We start from the raw sequence: 17299 nt of genomic DNA on the forward strand, positions 1-17299 counted from the left end.
ATGCGTATACTTGTAATTTCTCAGTATTTCTGGCCTGAGGATTTTCGGATTAACGATCTTGTCAGAGGGTTGTCTGAACGCGGTCATAAGATAACGGTTCTGACCGGCCTTCCCAACTACCCGAAGGGAGAGCTCGCCCCCGGCTATCGCTGGCACGGCCCCTACGTCGAGAACTACGAAGGCGTGAAAGTGGTACGTGCCCCGCTGGTGACGCGAGGTGCCAGCAAAGGCGCAAGGCTACTCCTGAACTATGTCTCGTTTGCCATCTCGGCATCGCTCGTGGGCTTGCTTCGTTGCCGAGAGAACTACGATGCGATCTTCGTCTATGAGCCTTCTCCCATTACCGTGGGTGTTCCTGCGCGCGTGATGTCCTGGTTCAAGCGGGCGCCTGTCTTTTTCTGGGTGCAGGATCTCTGGCCCGAGAGCCTGAGCGCCACGGGTGCCGTAAAGAATGAAAAGGTGCTAGGTGCCGTAGGGGCGCTCGTGCGTTGGGTCTACCGGGGCTGCAAGGTCGTGCTGGCGCAGTCGGAAGGCTTCCGCAAACCGCTTATGACCATGCAGGTCCCTGACGAACGCATAGTCTATTTTCCAAACAGCGCCGAGGCATTCTACAAACCGGTACCCCGGGGAACGTCGTGGAGCGGACAAGCGCTGCCCGACGGATTTCGCGTGATGTTTGCCGGCAACATGGGTGCTGCTCAATCGCTCGACACCATCGTCGAAGCGGCGGATATTCTCCGCAACGAGAAGACAATCAAATGGATCATTGTCGGCGATGGGCGACAGCGCGAATGGGTGCAAAACGAGGTGGCGCGACGTGGCCTCCAAGAGGCCGTTCATCTCATGGGCCGCCATCCGGTCCACACCATGCCTTCATGGTTTGCGCAGGCAGATGTCATGCTCGCCTCGTTGAGCTGCGATCCGATCTTCGCGATGACGATCCCTGCAAAGATCCAGTCTTATCTTGCATGTGCCAAGCCGATCATTGCCGCCCTTGATGGAGAGGGCGCCCGGATCGTCGAGGAAGCGGGAACAGGGGTCGGCGTACCCGCGGAGAATGCGCGTGCGCTCGCGGATGCCGTTCTCGCGATGTCACGCAAATCTCCGGACGAGCTTCGTCAGATGGGCGAAAGCGGTTTGGACTATTTTAACGGTGAGTTCGAGCGGGAGCTACTGCTGAACAAGCTTGAGGCTGTATTCGAGAAACACGTGGGGAAACGTCAATGACGCGGGTTCTGGTATTGGGCGCGAGCGGTACGATCGGGCACATGATGCTGAAGGTCCTCTCGGAAGGCGAAGGGCTCGATGTCTGGGGTACCGTGCGTGCTCCGTCGCTGGCCCGCCATTTCGCGCCGGCCGTCGCTTCGAAGATCCGCGCTGGAATAGATGCCGAGAATCTCGATGTCATTTCACGCTTGGTTGCGGAGCTCAAGCCGGATGTGGTCATCAACTGCATCGGTCTTGTCAAGCACCTCGCCTTCGCGAACGATCCGTTGTTGGTCCTCCCGGTAAACGCCATGCTGCCACACCGGTTGGCGCACATCTGCGCTCTCTCTGGTGCGCGCCTCATCCATTTCAGCACTGATTGTGTGTTCAATGGTGCGCGCGGCAACTATACCGAAACTGATCCACTCGACGCGACCGATCTCTACGGTCAGTCAAAGTTCATCGGCGAGGTAGCATATCCTCACACGCTGACCCTTCGGACTTCCTTTATCGGTCACGAACTGGAAACATCGCAATCGCTGATTGAATGGTTCCTCAAGCAGGAGGGAGCGATCAAGGGCTTCACCGGTGCAATCTATACTGGGCTACCGACTGTAGTTCTGTCCCGTATTGTGCGCGATGTCGTTCTGCTACGTCCGGAACTTTTTGGAATTTATCATGTGGCGTCTTCGCCCATTAGCAAGTATGACCTGCTGAAACTTGTGGCGAAAGCCTACGGCAAGGCAATCGAGATCGCGCCTGACGATAGTGTCCGGATAGATCGGTCGCTCGACGGAACGAAATTCAGGGAATCCACCGGCTATGTCGCGCCAGCGTGGCCGGAACTTATCGAGGCTATGCATGACAACAGGTAAGACCGAGAGGATGTTTAAAGACAAAACGGTCCTCATAACCGGCGGTACCGGCTCCTTCGGCAACGCCCTCCTGCAACGCATCCTGCCGACCGAAATCGGCGAGGTCCGCATCTTCAGTCGGGACGAGAAGAAGCAGGAAGACATGCGTATCGCGCTGAACAACCCCAAGCTGAAGTTCTACATCGGCGACGTTCGCGATCAAGGCAGTGTCAACCAGGCGATGACGAATGTTGATTTTGTCTTCCACGCCGCAGCACTGAAGCAGGTTCCTTCCTGCGAATTCTATCCGATGGAAGCAGTGCGCACGAACGTCTACGGCACCGAGAACGTGCTGAATGCCGCGATCGCCAACCGGGTAAAGAATGTCGTTGTGCTCAGCACCGACAAGGCGGTCTATCCGATCAATGCGATGGGCATTTCGAAGGCCATGGCCGAGAAGCTCATGGTCGCGAAGTCGCGCCTTCTCGGCGAAGGCGAGACGGTGCTCTGCGCCACGCGTTATGGCAATGTCATGGCGTCGCGCGGTTCCGTCATCCCGCTTTTCGTTCAGCAGATCAAGGCCGGCCGGCAGCTGACCGTGACCGACCCGAACATGACGCGCTTTCTGATGTCGCTCGAGGACTCGGTCGATCTGGTGCTTCACGCCTTCAAGCATGGCCGGCATGGCGATATCTTCGTACAGAAGGCTCCTGCCTCGACCGTTGGCGATCTTGCCGCCGCCCTCCAGCAGCTTTTTAGTTCCGAAAGCGCCATCAAGGTCATCGGCACGCGGCATGGGGAAAAGCTGTACGAGACGCTTCTGTCACGCGAGGAAATCGGCAAGGCGGAAGACATGGGCGACTATTTCCGTGTCCCGATGGATGACCGCGACCTCAACTACAACAAGTTTTTCGTCGAGGGTGAAAGCCGCGTCTCCAACCTCGATGACTATACGTCGCATAACACGCGGCGTCTGAACGTCGGACAGGTCAAGGACTTGCTGACCGAATTGAATTTCATCAGAGAGCAGCTACATGCGTAAAGTCATGACCATCGTGGGCACCCGCCCCGAACTCATCAAGATGTGCCGCGTAATCGATGAGTTCGATCGGCAGTTCAACCATGTCGTCGTGCATACGGGACAGAACTACGATTTCGAGCTGAACCAGGTGTTCTTCGACGAACTGGGTATCCGGAAGCCGGACTATTTCCTTGGCGCCGCTGGCGCGACCGCTTCGCAGACAATCGCGCAGGTCATTGTCAAGTCCGAAGAAGTGATGATCGCCGAGAAGCCTGACGCGATCCTCATTTACGGTGACACGAATTCGGGCCTTGCAGTCATTCCGGCCAAACGCCACAAGATTCCCGTCTTCCACATGGAGGCCGGCAACCGCTGCTTCGATCAGCGTGTGCCCGAGGAGCTTAACCGCAAGGTGATCGATCACCTCTCGGACATCAATATGGTGCTGACGGAACACGCGCGCCGTTACCTGATTGCCGAGGGCATCCGTCCGGAGACGATTATCAAGACTGGATCGCACATGCGGGAGGTGCTCGACCACTTCATGCCGCAGATCAAGGCCTCGAAGGTGCTTTCGGAGATGGAGCTGGAGGCTGGCCGCTACTTCCTCGTCAGCGCTCATCGCGAGGAGAACGTCGATTCTCCTTCGGCGCTTGCCGATCTTGTCGCAACGCTTGACGCTTTGGCGAAGACCTATGACATGCCGGTTATCGTCTCGACGCATCCGCGTACGCGCAAGCGTCTCGAAGACCTCGGCAACAGGCCGATCGACGGCCGCGTCCGTTTCCTGAAGCCCTTTGGCTTCTTCGATTACAACAACCTGCAGATCAACGCCTATTGCACGCTCTCCGACAGCGGCACCATTACCGAGGAAGCCTCGCTTCTCGGTTTGCCGGCTGCGACCTTGCGCAATGCCCATGAGCGTCCGGAAGGCATGGATGTCGGCACGCTGGTGATGTGCGGCCTGAAGACGGAATACGTGCTCGACGCGGTGGCCATGGTCACCGAGCAGCATCGTCGCGAGGGAATGACGCCGACGCCGGTGTCGGACTACGAATCTCCACACGTTGCACGGCAGGTTTCGCGCATAGTCATGAGCTATATCGACTACGTGAACCGTACGGTGTGGCGGAACTATTGAGTTGGTCTCGGCTCTCTGGAGCGCACCACCGAGCCGTCAAGACCACTCGATAATCGCAGAAAGGAACTGAGGCATTGAGCCCGTTCGAGGTGAAACCGACCGGCGCCGCAGATCCGGCGCCGACGAAGCCGAAGGTCACGGTGGTAACCGTCGTCCTGAATTCTCGCGAGTTCATGGAGGCAACGATCCTGAGTGTTCTTGGCCAAACTTACGAGAACATCGAATATGTGGTGATCGACGGTGGTTCTACGGACGGTACTCTCGATATCATCGATAGATACAAGAGCCGGATCGATCGTCTTGTCGTGGAGAAAGACCGCGGCATCTACGACGCGATGAACAAGTCCGCGAAGCTGGTGACGGGCGATTACCTGATTTTCATGAACTCAGGCGACGAGTTCGCCACCGAGCAATCGGTTGCCGAATTGAATGCCTGTGCCCGCGACGACGAAACGCTGATCTATGGCGGCTGGATCGTCCGGTATTCGTGGGGATTGGAACGCGCAAGTCATCCCGCTCGGCCAGGGGACTTCTGGCGCGGTATGTTCGTTCAGCACCAGTCCATTATGGTCAAGACGCAGTATTTCCGCGAGCATCCGTTTGACCTTACCCTGGGGCTCGGTGCCGATTATGCCTTCCTTTTGCAGCTGATCAATTCGGGCGCCAAGGTATCCGAATGCGGGACGATCGTGTCTCGTGTTTCGGCGGGCGGCGCATCGGACAACAACCGCAAAGGGGTGTTGATGGCGCATTGGGACCAGGCCAGACGATACTATCCTGGCCTGAAGACCGATGTTCACTATCTGAAGGCAATCGCCCGTGAGCGCCTTGCCGCGTTCGTCAAGAAGTGCCTGCCGGCATCTGTCGTCAAGGGCATTATCTCCGCCAAGGCCTGACGCTTGACCGAACTGGACTTTCTCCCCATCAATAAAACTCGGCTGCCGCCAGCGTGGGCGCTGGAATTTGGTGTGGCTTGCGACTATACCCCCGGAAGTCGCTTTCGAGACAGATCGCGCGGCTTGGAGTAGCAATGCTGGATCGCGATTTCTTGAAATTGTTGTTGCGCCTCTGGGGGCACATTTCCGTCCACAGGAAGCAGCAGCTCTTCATCCTTCTAATCCTGAATTTTTTCTCGGCGTTCGTTGAAATTCTGAGTATTGGGACGGTTCTCCCGTTCCTCGGCGCACTCACGTCCCCCGATGCGATGCTCCAGAACAGGTTCTTGCAGCCCGCCATCAAGGCATTCGGCATTACTGATGGTCATCAGTTGGCACTATTCCTGACGGTCGTCTTTGCCTCGACCGCGCTTGCAGCTGGTCTGTTTCGGCTCGGCTTTCTCTGGTACCAGACCCGCCTCAGTCACGCGATCGGCGCCGATCTCAGCATTGATATCTACAGGCGGACGCTCTACCAGCCCTACACGGTTCATGTTGCCCGTAATAGCAGCGAGGTGATTGCCGGCATTTCCAGCAAGGCCAATGGCGTGACGAACGGCATCATCCTGCCGTCTCTGACGATGGTGAGTTCTGTTTTTACGCTCGTCGCCATTGTCGCCACGATTGCTTATATCCAGCCGACCATCGCGATTGTATCGTTGGTCTTCCTCGGTGGTGCCTATGCCGGCGTCACGATGGTTGTGAAGGAAGAGCTGGGTCGCAACAGCCAGCATATCAACGAAGGCTCGAACAAGGTCATCAAGGCGTTGCAGGAGGGCCTCGGTGGTATCCGGGATGTGTTGATCGATGGCGCGCAGGCGCAGTACTGCGAGGTCTACAGGCTGGCGGATCACAAGGTTCGTCGAGCCACCGCCTATGTTCAGATCATCAGCAGCGCGCCCCGCTATATGATCGAGGCATTGGGCATGGTGCTCATCGCTCTGATCTCCTATTTTTTTGTCAGTTCCGGCGAGGGCATCGAGAAGACAATTCCCATTCTCGGCGCGCTTGCGCTCGGTGCACAGCGCCTCCTTCCGATCTCTCAGCAGATTTATTCGAGTCTCGCATTCTTCAAGGCCGGCCGTTCTCCTCTGGTCGATGTTCTGAGTTTGCTGGATCAGCCGCTGCCGTCCTACCTGGCGCTTCCGCCGGCCGAACCTTTGGCTTTCGAGAAAGCGATTGCGCTGCGGAACGTTGTTTTCTCCTACGGCCCGGACCTGCCGCCCGTCCTCAAAGGCTTGGACCTTGAGATTCCGATGGGCGCGCGTGTCGGGTTCATCGGAATGACAGGCAGCGGGAAGAGCACGCTCCTGGATATCGTGATGGGACTGCTCCCGACCGACGGCAGCCTTACGATCGATGGGACCCGGATCGACGAAAACAATGTCAGGCGTTGGCAGTCTCTGATCGCGCATGTTCCGCAATCGATCTTCCTGTCGGACGCAACTGTTGCCGAGAATATTGCCTTTGGTCTCAAGCGCGAGGATATCGACATGCCGCGCGTGAAACAGGCTGCTGAGGCGGCGCAGCTCTCTGCGACGATCGCCGCCATGGGCAAGGGCTATGATACGTTCGTCGGTGAGCGGGGCATACGGCTCTCCGGAGGGCAGCGGCAGCGTATCGGGATAGCGCGGGCGCTCTACAAGAACGCCAAGGTGGTCGTCCTTGACGAGGCCACCAGTGCGCTCGATAACGACACCGAAAGCGCTGTTATGGAAACGCTCAATGGCCTGAGGGATCGATTGACGATTCTCATGGTTGCGCACCGTTTATCGACACTGAGCAATTGCGATTTCATCGTGGAACTGGTTGATGGAGTGGTGTCGCGCGTCGGCACCTATGAAGAACTGATTGGTTCGCGCTCGAACCCGGACCGATGACTGGCAGGACAAGAAGATGATACCGTACGGCCGACAGGATATATCGCAAGCCGACATCGATTTCGTGATCGAGGTCCTGAAATCCAATTTCCTCACGCAGGGGCCGTCGGTTGGTCGTTTCGAAGAGGCTGTTGCGTCTTACTGCGGCACACCTTTCGCGGTGGCACTGAACAGCGCGACCTCTGCGCTGCATGTGGCCTGTCTGGCGTTGGAGTTGGGCCCGGGTGATGTTCTGTGGACGTCGCCAACGACGTTCGTCGCCAGCGCCAATTGCGCGCTCTATTGCGGCGCAGGGGTCGACTTCGTCGATATCGACCCGAAGACCTATAACATGAGCGTCGAGCGCCTGGCAGAGAAACTGGCCGAGGCCGAAAAGCTCGGAAAGCTGCCGAAGATCGTCGTCCCGGTACATTTGAGCGGTCAGCCGTGCGACATGCCGGCGATCAAGGCCCTTGCCGACCGCTACGGTTTCAAGATTATCGAAGATGCGTCGCACGCAGTGGGCGCGCGGTATCGCACAGGCTCCGGCGAGAAATTCACGCCGGTCGGCGACTGCCGCTTCAGCGACATCACGGTCTTCAGCTTTCATCCCGTCAAGATCGTCACTACGGGCGAGGGCGGCATGGCGTTGACGAAGGACCCTGTGCTGGCCGATCGCCTCCAGCGCTTTCGTAGCCACGGCATCACGAGCGATCGGGAACAGATGGTGCCGATGCCTGATGGCGAGATCTGGAATTACCAGCAGATCCTGCTTGGTTACAACTACCGCCTGACGGACATCCAGGCGGCGCTCGGCATCAGTCAGATGTCGCGGATCGACGACTTCATTCGCCAGCGCCATAGGATTGCCGACCGCTACGACCGCGAGTTCGCTGGCCTGTCGATCACGACTCCCTGGCAGAGCCCAGACATCTACTCAAGCTATCATCTCTATGTCATCCGTGTCAGGGATCAAGGCAGAACGCAGCGCGTACTCTACGACGGGCTGCAGGAGGCGGGCGTCAACGCCAATCTTCACTACATTCCGGTCTACCGGCAGCCCTATTTCCAGAAGATGGGCTTCGAACGCGGCTATTGCCCCGAGGCCGAGGCCTATTTCACGCAGGCGGTGAGCATCCCCATGTATCCGACGTTGACCGATGACGAGCAGGGGCATGTCATCAATGTCATAGCGGATATGTGCAAATGAGGGCTCACTTTGGGCCCATGGCTCTCGTGGAGTCACGGACGCGGTTTAGATAGTCGCACAGCGGCGAAGAAGGCAAATGCGATGCTGAGCAATCTTGATGATATTCTGGTCGTCATTCCCGCGCGGGGAGGCAGCAAGCGAATAAAGAAGAAAAACATAAAGTCTATCGGTGGTCAGCCGATGATTTTTTGGCCTCTTCAGGAGCTATCCAAAATCTTCCGGGCAGACCAGATATTGGTTTCGACGGACGATGAGGAGATCGTGCAAAGCGTCTCAGAGGCGGGCCTTCAAGTCCCTTTTCGTCGCCCCCAGCATCTGGCGAATGACCACGCGGCTACAATGCCGGTTGTTTCTCATGCTTTGCATTGGTACGAGGAGCACAGGAAGAAAGTCGATCTGGTTCTCATAGTATATCCAACGGCGGTGATGTTGAATCATCGAGATATAATTGATTCGATAGAGACAATTAAATCTGACAGCAATTGTGACTGTATTTTCCCGGCGACAGAATTTTCGTATCCCATTCAGCGGTCAATTTACACCCGGCCTGATGGATACGTCGAAATGTTCCATCCTGAGAACTTTCAAAAGAGATCTCAGGACCTGGTCCAAGGCCTGCATGATGCCGGTCAATTCTATCTTTGCCGGCCTGCGTCGATAAGGGATGACTACAACGTATTTTCGAGCAGGTCTCGCGTCATCAGGCTTCCGAGGCACCGGGTTATAGATATCGATACCGAAGAAGACTTCCTGTTTGCGGAAATGCTGCTTAACCACAACAAATACAGGCCTGATAAGATAAACTGGAGGCCTAGCCTCTAGTCGTTGCTGCGTGAAAATCATTATCCATCATTGGGGTGTCTCCACAGAGTGGTGAAGAAGGAAAGTGTAAATGGAAATCCGTTCGGTGGCCGAGAAAATTCAGCTGATCGATGTGGTCACTGCTCCCCAGGATGTGGCTTCTCGTGTTCTTTCGATAAGAAATGAAGAAGAGATACGAGAAATGATGTATAATAACGGAGTCATTTCTGAGAATGAGCATTCTGCTTGGTTGAACAAGCTTGCGGCAGCCGATGATCGTAAATTCTTTGCGGTAGTTTATGATGGCGATGTTATCGGTGGCGTCGGCATGGACAGCATCGATCGGGTAAACAGAAGAGCAAATTGGGCCTTCTACCTATCAAAGGAACAGCGTGGAAAAGGGCTGGGAAAAGCCCTTGAGTTTAGAGCTTTGGAGACGTTTTTCGCGGGCGACGAAATAAATAAGCTCAATTGCGAGGTGATGTCGTTCAACGCGTCTGTGATCAAGCTGCACAAGCAGTTTGGATTTTCGGTAGAAGGTACCAGACGAGCGCATATTCGCCGCGACGTCGAATACTGTGACGTGGTGTTACTGGGAATTACCGCGTCTGAGTGGAGAGCCGTGCGGGACAATATCGCCAAGGGGCAATGGAGTTCCCAAAATGATCCGCAATACTACATGGATCTGATCGATCGGATCCAGGCGATACGAGGGCGAAACAACAAGAACTGGATGGACCTGCTTCGCCTGTCATTCAAGTTGTCTCCGAAGGAAGCCGCTCAAATTGTTTCGAGCATCTATCAAGATGACGGAGAAATTAGCGAGCTTGCGAAGAAGCTGTTGACTTAATTGTCAACACCGACGTCCAGCCCCCTTACAGAAATCACTGCAGTGTAGGTGTCGAATGTTGACTAATCATATGTGGATTGATGGTGTTCAAATTGGCCCCGAAGCGGCGCCTTATATCATCGCGGAACTGTCTGCAAATCATAACGGCAGCCTAGATACAGCTTTGAAGATCGTGGAAGAGGCGAAGAGGGCTGGCGCGAGTGCTGTGAAGCTGCAGACATATCGCCCCGACACGATCACTCTCGACAGCAAGGAAGATGCTTTTCAAATACACGGCGGACTTTGGGATGGTCGGTCACTTTATGAGCTTTATGAAGAAGCGCATATGCCTTGGGACTGGCACAAGCCGCTGTTTGATCATGCGAGGAAGGTTGGCATCACCATATTTTCCTCCCCTTTCGACAAGACAGCAATCGACCTGCTGGAGGATCTTAACGCACCAGCTTACAAGATCGCGTCCTTTGAGGCCATCGATCACGGACTAATTCGCTATGCGGCATCGACTGGAAAGCCGCTGATTATCTCGACAGGCATGGCTGATGAGGAGGAAATTCGCGAAGCGATCGAAGCTGCTCGCTCTGGGGGGTGTCGCGAGCTCGCGATCCTTCATTGCGTATCAGGCTACCCTGCTCCGCCAGAAGACTACAATCTCCGCACTATCCCGGACATGATCTCACGTTTCGGTGTCGTGACGGGTCTGTCAGACCATACCCTCGACAATATCACGGCCTTCACGAGCATCGCTCTTGGCGCATCTATTATCGAGAAGCACTTCACTCTCGATCGCAATGGCGGCGGGCCTGATGATAGTTTTTCCCTCCAGCCGGCAGAGATGAGAGCGCTTTGCGATGGTGCGCGGACTGCTTGGCAGGCCGTGGGCAAGGTAGACTACAGTCGCCAGCCGAGCGAGAAGCAGAACCTGAAATTCCGCCGTTCGCTGTATTTCGTTAAAGACATGCGCGCAGGTGAAGAAGTTACGGAAGACTGCATCCGTAGCGTTCGACCCGGTTACGGTTTGCCGCCTAAGCACTTTGATAAAGTGATTGGACTGAAGCTCAAAGCGGATGTCACCTTCGCTACGCCTGTTTCATGGGATGCCTTGGAATAGTGGCCCGTTTCGGGAGTGAGACCCTCATGATTTTGAGGTCCAGGAGCATGCGTTCGCCAGTACCGTCAAGGTCAAGATGGCGGAGAGCGCGTTGATCGCTGTTTTGTCGAGTAGTCGGTGATTTCGTTTGACCCTGCCTGCTAAGGACAAAAATGTTGGCGGACTGGAGACTTCAAAGATGGCAACCGTAGCGGTGATCGCGCACGACGCGGGTGGCGCGGAGATACTTAGCAGCTGGGCACGCCGTAGCGGAAATGCATGCCTGCTTGTAGCCGAAGGACCTGCGGTCGCCATCTTCAAGCGGAAGTGTCCCGAGTTGACGCCAATGGCGCTTCTCGAAGCGGTCGCCAGCTCCGACTGGTTGCTTTGTGGCTCAGGCTGGCAATCCGCGCTTGAGCGCGAGGCGATCAGGGTAGGCAGGGCGGCGGGCAAAAAGACTGTCACCTTCCTCGACCACTGGGTGAATTATCGAGAGCGCTTTAAGGACGGCCCCCGCTTGCTGTTGCCTGACGAGATTCGCGTTGGTGATGTGGACGCATTGCGTATCGCCCAGGCTGCTTTTCCGATGCATCCGATAGTGTTGGAAGAAAACCCCTATGTGCTCGACCTCCTAGACCAAATAGATGCGATTCCGCAAAGGACGAACAAGGTTGGCAACGTATTGTACGTCTGCGAACCGGTCGCCGAACACGCCAAATTGGCATACGGCGACGCCCGGCATTTCGGTTATACAGAGCATGACGCGCTTCAGTTCTTTCTCGACAAAATTCATCTGTTAAACGATGCCGTGCGCCCCATTGTGATACGACCTCATCCATCTGAAACCGCCGAGAAATATGCCTGGGCCCTGAACGCGACCGAACAGGAAATCTCTTTCGGGGGACAAAATACATTACTCCAGGAAACGCTCGCTGCAGACATCGTCGTCGGCTGCGAGTCGATGGCGATGATTGTCGGTCTGCTCGCCCGGAAGAGAGTTATTTCTTCTATTCCTCCCGGAGGACGGCGGTGCCGGCTACCCCACGCTGAAATCGAACATCTTGCAACGATGGGAGGAGGTCGCGATGGTTGAACGCAAGCGCTGTCTTATCGTCGGCCTGGGCCAGATAGGTGCCGGTTACGACATTGATGCGGGCCAGAACGGCGGTATCTACACGCATGCGAGGGCGATCACCTTGCATCCAGCCTTTGATTTGGTGGGCGGAGTCGATCCTGTTGAAACGCAACGGGCTCGGTTCGAAGCGAAATACAATGTGAAAGCGTATGACGCTGTCGCTGAAGCGATGCATGAGCTTTGCCCCGACGTTGTCGTGATCGCTACGCCGGCGGAGTTCCATCTGCAGAATGTCGACGAGGTCTTGGAAGCCGGGCCGCCTGCCGTAATACTGTGTGAGAAACCACTCGCGCTTTCCGAGGCGGATGGCGAGATGTTGGTGCGACGTTGCGAACAGGCCGGCGTGAGGCTGTTCGTGAACTTCATTCGCCGTTCGGATCCAGGCGCCATCGAAATTCACAGGCGCATCCAGCTCGGCGAGATTGCTGCACCCTTGAAAGCCTCATTCTGGTATTCAAAAGGCCTTTATAACAACGGATCGCATTTCATTAACTTACTGCAGTATTGGCTGGGTGAGGTCAGGGATCATATGGTTCTTGACCATGGCCGGCGTTGGGCCAATTCAGATCCCGAGCCGGATGTGCGCCTTCGTTTTGATCTAGGAACTGTTGTTTTACAGGCTGCTCGGGAGGAATCCTTCTCCTTCTATGGTGGCGAAATCCTGAGCGCTTCCGGTCGACTCTCTTACCGCAATGGAGGTCGAAACATCGGATGGCAAGGTGTGAGGCTTGACGAGAATTTTATCGGGTATCGGTTTCTATCTCCGGAGGTGCAGAGCATCGACAATGATATGGACAGGTATCAATGGCATGTATACGAACAGCTCGGACAGTTTCTTGCCGGGGCGCCCTTCCAATTGTGTAGCGGCGACGAGGCATTGGCCACACTAAGGGTTGTTGCGGCGATAGCCGGGCGTTACGGAAGCGAACTCTGATATGGATACTCTGGCACTATTAGGCGGACCGCAGGTCATCGAGGCCCCCTTCGAACGTTATAATTCTATGGGCGAAGAGGAAGTGGCTGCCGCGAGTGCGGTCGTGCAGAGTGGCGTCCTCTCCAAATTCATTGGCGGTTGGAGACCCGACTTTTATGGTGGTCCGAAGGTAAACGAATTCGAGCGTCAGTGCGAAGCGTATTTCAATGTCCGGCACGCCATAACTGTGAACTCCTGGACATCAGGCCTGATCGCAGCGGTCGGTGCAATCGGAATTGAACCGGGCGACGAAGTGATTGTTTCCCCTTGGACGATGTGTGCTAGCGCGACGGCTATTTTGCAATGGAATGCGATCCCGGTTTTTGCGGATATCGAGGCTGAGACATTCTGCCTGGACCCGGCGTCCGTTGAGGCGAACATATCTCCGTACACAAAGGCGATTATGGCAGTTGATATTTTTGGTCAATCCGCCAACATGGAGGCGATCATGGATATCGCCCGCCGTCACAACTTGAAGGTTATCTGTGACACTGCCCAAGCTCCTGGCGCTTATTACAAGGGGGCTTTTGCTGGGACGTTGGCGGACATTGGTGGTTACAGCCTTAATTACCACAAGCATATTCATACCGGTGAGGGCGGCATTCTTGTCACCAACGACGACACGCTTGCCGAAAGAATGAGGCTTATCCGCAATCATGCTGAGGGAGTAGTGGGTGCGAAAGGCACGAATGATCTCGCCAATATGATTGGTTTCAATTTTCGTCTCGGTGAAATCGAGTGTGCTATCGGAATTGAGCAGCTAAAGAAACTCTCCCGCTTTGTTGAAAGCCGCCAGGCCGCAGCCGAGCGGCTCACCGCCGGACTTTCAGGGCTGAAGGGGTTGCGCACGCCTGTCGTTCGGGAGGACGCAACTCATGTGTACTACGGCTATCCTATGGTTCTGGACGTAGAAGCGCTCGGCGTATCGCGTGCACGGATTATTGAAGCACTGCGAGCCGAGGGGCTGGAAGGCGTTGCGGCAGGTTATGTCAACGTCCATCTTCTGCCGATGTACCAAAAGAAAATCGCTTTCGGGAATTCTGGATTTCCGTGGACCTCCGATATCTGTAAGCGCGACGTAAGCTACGACAAGGGTATCTGCCCTGTCGCCGAGCAGTTACATGATGAGTCTTTCCTCGGTTTTGAGATGTGCCTGCACCGCCTGACCGATCAGGAAGTCGACAAGGTTGTAGCCGTGTTTCAGAAGGTTTGGGCTAATCTGGACACGTTGCGCTGACGTCTGCGAGAGTGGAATATTCCATGCCAAGTGTCGGATTTAGCGATTTACGAGGCAAGCTAGTCGGCTTGCGCGTCTTCCAAAGCTCGGACATAACCGCCGAGTATATTTCATGGCTTAATGATCCGGAAGTGACGCGGTACAGCAACCAGCGCTTTATTCATCATAACGAGGAAAGTTGCAGAGCTTATTTGGCAAGCTTTGCTGGCAGTTCAAACGGGTTCTGGTCCGTGTACCGTCTGGAAGACAATAAGCCGATAGGTACCATGACGGCCTACCTTGTCGAATATCACGGGACCGTGGATATCGGGATCATGATTGGATGCCGTGATGTTTGGGGGCAGGGTTACGGTCAAGATGCATGGAATACGGCCGTTGATTGGTTTCACTCTCAAGCAGGGATTCGCAAAGTGACAGCAGGAACCATGCGCTCGAACCGGTCGATGATGCGGTTGCTAGAGCGCTCAGGCATGACGCTGGAGTGCGTTCGCCCGCGACAAGAACTGCTGGACGGTACGCCGCAGGATCTGTGTTATTTTGCCAAGTACAACGATTAGGGGTAGCCCTGAAAAGTGTACCGTGTAAATCTACAATGTCTCGAACGAAGCTGGTGGAATCATAATGGCTGCGCTGAAGTCGCAACTAGTCGGTATCAGGTCCCGTATTCTTGAGCTGGTGTATCGCTTCGCGCATGCGAGCAAAGTATTTTCCAAGCGCTTTTTCACGCTCGCGATACCGGGTCATGTTCAGCTGGACGAGAATTTCGTTTTTGAGGTGCATCGCGCCAAGGATCGCGGTGCGAAGGCGCCAGACGGAAAATACTACAGCAAATATTACAATCTTCAGTGGAAAGAGCTGCCGGCAGGCATCAAGGACGCGATCCGGAAGTACGATTCCGTAATCCGGATGTACCTTGGCGACGACTATCTAATCAAAGATGGTTTGATTTGGCGCAACATGTCGATTCCGCCTGAGTTCAAGGGAAACGAGCTTTTCAGCCAATACTGGCACTATGACAAAGTCGTTGACTTCAGAAATATTCAGCTGTTCGTTTTGCTGCATGACACGACTGAGGATGATGGTCCCTTCGAGTATGTGGTGGAGCCTGATGAGCATAACTTGATGCCGTCGGTGCTGAAGCGCACGAATATGGATGTTGGCGTGAAAACCGCGAAATTGACGGGGAAACGTGGTGACTGTTTCCTTTTCTCGACGGGTTCAACGCCGCATCGCGCGGGTGTTCCCGCCGAAGGTCGGCACCGCGATATCTTCAGCATCGCATTCTTCCCGGCCTACACGAAGATAGGAACGAGCTCCAAAGCGCTCCTGTCGCAAAGCTGAGCACTTCGCCAATGGAAACGATACGCAGGACGCTTCTGATCGAGCCCTATGGTTACGTTCGCGAACGCTTCGAGCCCGATGCGCGCGTCGCCATCTACGCCGGCAAGACCATCAAATGGCGGCTTGCTGAGCACGAACAGGTTTTTGATATCGTACATCCAGTGGATGAGACTTTTAGTCATCTAGCTGATGTTGATTTCGAGGATGTGAAGGCAAGGATCAGCGCGAATATTCCTCTTTTCTATCGCTGGATGGGGGAGAGTGATACCTATGAAGACAATCAGCGTTCCTTCTTGATTTTTGTACTGCGCTTGACTGAGGTGCTGAGACGTCTGGGGGTCGCGCACGCGATTTTCTTTACGGGTGTTGCGCACCACGTTGAGTACACCCTCATCGAGATCGCCTGCCGGCTTGCCAACGCAAAGCAAGTCTTTCTGTATCCAATGCCGTTTGGGGCCGGAGGGCGGCTGCTGCCAGTGGTGCAGACGAATTCCATCAAAGATCGCGAATTTCTCGGGCTCGAGTTGTCGGGTGTCGATTTTCGGGACGATGTCATCGCCTATCGCGACAACTATCTTGCGCGTGGCGTTCCTAAGCAGAACGAGCGTATCGGTGGCCCGGCGGTCAGCCGCTCGTACGCCTACTTCAAGCTCGCCGAACGCGAGGCAAGGCAACGCGCAAAGAAGATTGTAAGGAAGCAACCTGCTGTCCCACATTTGATCGATCGACGCAGGGGATATGGCTTGTCGGCAATGTCCCGTGTGATCAATCGGCAGAAATACGCGCTGGATTACTATTCGTCGAAGGCAATCTCGAACGAGGAAGCTGAACGGCTGATCGCAAGAGAAAATCCATTGCCGCTCCTCTATGCTCACTATCAGCCGGAGGCTTCAACCTTTCCCGAAGGCGGTTTGTTCAGCGACCATCTCGATGTCGTGCTGGCGATCAGAAGGGCAGGTTACTCCGGGAAAATTCTTTACAAGGAACACCCGGGTAGCTGGATCTACTATTCCAAGATTACGGGATTTTCGCTCGTCGGGATCGCGCGCTCCGTCGAATACTATCACCAGCTTGAAGCGTTGGGATGTGTCTTTCTGCAGCCGCGTTTCCGTCCGGGTGATGCAATGATGCGGCAGGTCTTACCAGTAACAATTACCGGGTCTATTGCCGTCGAACGTAGCCTCACGGGGTGGCGAACCTGCTGTGCCGGTGTACCGTGGTTCAAACACGCACCGGGTGTGACCGGGATCGATGATTGCTTCGGGCCAGATGGAATTTTCTACGATCCGGAAAAGTGGAGAACCGGCGAGCACGAGGGCATTGACTGGTTTGCGGAGCATCTGTCGCGCAAAACGGTTACAAACTATCCAGGTATCGGCACCGGGGTGGCCTCGACGAGCGAGAGCGACAAGCAGGAATTCCTTGGCGAACTTCGGCTCATGATCGATGCTCTCGCCTCGTCTGTTCAGCCGAACGAGACAGATGCATTGCCTCAGGCGGGTGCTGTGTGAATTTTCTATCTAGGATCATCCGTAAACTCACACGAATATCGACCTCTCTTTGCTTCCGAGTGACGCGCGGTCTGTTCACCGGGACGATCCGGATAGATTCGGGCTCCATTGCCAGAACTTCATGGGGCAGGGGGGTGA

At 55.3% G+C, this 17299-nt stretch carries 16 protein-coding genes; all 16 read left to right on the forward strand.

What is annotated here, in order from left to right:
* The 16 genes from ACQ7C1_RS01320 (at position 1) to ACQ7C1_RS01395 (ending at position 17161) form a co-directional block, all read left to right on the forward strand.
* Positions 1-1227: a glycosyltransferase family 4 protein gene (locus tag ACQ7C1_RS01320; protein WP_430957026.1), complete on the forward strand. Its 1227-nt coding sequence runs from the start codon at positions 1-3 to the stop codon at positions 1225-1227.
* Positions 1224-2081, forward strand: coding sequence for a dTDP-4-dehydrorhamnose reductase family protein (locus tag ACQ7C1_RS01325; RefSeq protein WP_430957027.1), 858 nt, complete (start codon positions 1224-1226; stop codon positions 2079-2081). The genes ACQ7C1_RS01320 and ACQ7C1_RS01325 overlap by 4 nt, the downstream gene beginning before the upstream one ends.
* A 10-nt stretch (positions 2082-2091) precedes the next feature.
* Positions 2092-3102, forward strand: coding sequence for a polysaccharide biosynthesis protein (locus ACQ7C1_RS01330; RefSeq protein WP_430957028.1), 1011 nt, complete (start codon positions 2092-2094; stop codon positions 3100-3102).
* Positions 3095-4222: a non-hydrolyzing UDP-N-acetylglucosamine 2-epimerase gene (gene wecB / locus ACQ7C1_RS01335; RefSeq protein WP_430957029.1), complete on the forward strand. Its 1128-nt coding sequence runs from the start codon at positions 3095-3097 to the stop codon at positions 4220-4222. The genes ACQ7C1_RS01330 and wecB overlap by 8 nt, the downstream gene beginning before the upstream one ends.
* Before the next feature lie 74 nt (positions 4223-4296).
* Positions 4297-5118: a glycosyltransferase family 2 protein gene (locus ACQ7C1_RS01340; protein WP_430957030.1), complete on the forward strand. Its 822-nt coding sequence runs from the start codon at positions 4297-4299 to the stop codon at positions 5116-5118.
* Between the two features lie 134 nt (positions 5119-5252).
* Entirely contained in the window at positions 5253-7037 is a 1785-nt protein-coding gene (locus tag ACQ7C1_RS01345; protein ID WP_430957031.1) for an ABC transporter ATP-binding protein, read from the forward strand.
* A 16-nt stretch (positions 7038-7053) separates the two neighbouring features.
* On the forward strand, positions 7054-8226 hold the full coding sequence (gene pseC, locus ACQ7C1_RS01350; protein ID WP_430957032.1) for a UDP-4-amino-4,6-dideoxy-N-acetyl-beta-L-altrosamine transaminase: 1173 nt from the start codon (positions 7054-7056) through the stop codon (positions 8224-8226).
* Between the two features lie 81 nt (positions 8227-8307).
* Complete coding sequence (pseF, locus tag ACQ7C1_RS01355) at positions 8308-9048, forward strand: pseudaminic acid cytidylyltransferase (RefSeq protein ID WP_430957033.1); 741 nt, start codon at positions 8308-8310, stop codon at positions 9046-9048.
* Positions 9049-9118: 70 nt separating this feature from the next.
* Entirely contained in the window at positions 9119-9877 is a 759-nt protein-coding gene (gene pseH, locus ACQ7C1_RS01360) for a UDP-4-amino-4,6-dideoxy-N-acetyl-beta-L-altrosamine N-acetyltransferase (RefSeq protein WP_430957034.1), read from the forward strand.
* A 55-nt stretch (positions 9878-9932) separates the two neighbouring features.
* On the forward strand, positions 9933-10985 hold the full coding sequence (gene pseI / locus ACQ7C1_RS01365) for a pseudaminic acid synthase (RefSeq protein ID WP_430957035.1): 1053 nt from the start codon (positions 9933-9935) through the stop codon (positions 10983-10985).
* A 178-nt stretch (positions 10986-11163) separates the two neighbouring features.
* Positions 11164-12057, forward strand: coding sequence for a hypothetical protein (locus ACQ7C1_RS01370; protein WP_430957036.1), 894 nt, complete (start codon positions 11164-11166; stop codon positions 12055-12057).
* Positions 12050-13033, forward strand: coding sequence for a Gfo/Idh/MocA family protein (locus ACQ7C1_RS01375; RefSeq protein WP_430957037.1), 984 nt, complete (start codon positions 12050-12052; stop codon positions 13031-13033). Before ACQ7C1_RS01370 ends, ACQ7C1_RS01375 begins: the two co-directional genes overlap by 8 nt.
* A 1-nt stretch (position 13034) precedes the next feature.
* Positions 13035-14309: a DegT/DnrJ/EryC1/StrS family aminotransferase gene (locus ACQ7C1_RS01380; protein WP_430957038.1), complete on the forward strand. Its 1275-nt coding sequence runs from the start codon at positions 13035-13037 to the stop codon at positions 14307-14309.
* A 23-nt stretch (positions 14310-14332) separates the two neighbouring features.
* Positions 14333-14866, forward strand: coding sequence for a GNAT family N-acetyltransferase (locus ACQ7C1_RS01385; RefSeq protein ID WP_430957039.1), 534 nt, complete (start codon positions 14333-14335; stop codon positions 14864-14866).
* A 64-nt stretch (positions 14867-14930) separates the two neighbouring features.
* Complete coding sequence (locus tag ACQ7C1_RS01390) at positions 14931-15650, forward strand: hypothetical protein (RefSeq protein ID WP_430957040.1); 720 nt, start codon at positions 14931-14933, stop codon at positions 15648-15650.
* A gap of 11 nt (positions 15651-15661) precedes the next feature.
* Positions 15662-17161: a hypothetical protein gene (locus tag ACQ7C1_RS01395; protein ID WP_430957041.1), complete on the forward strand. Its 1500-nt coding sequence runs from the start codon at positions 15662-15664 to the stop codon at positions 17159-17161.
* Positions 17162-17299: the final 138 nt, after the last annotated feature.

The organism is Rhizobium sp. Nf11,1 (assembly GCF_050587665.1).
Lineage (GTDB): Bacteria > Pseudomonadota > Alphaproteobacteria > Rhizobiales > Rhizobiaceae > Rhizobium.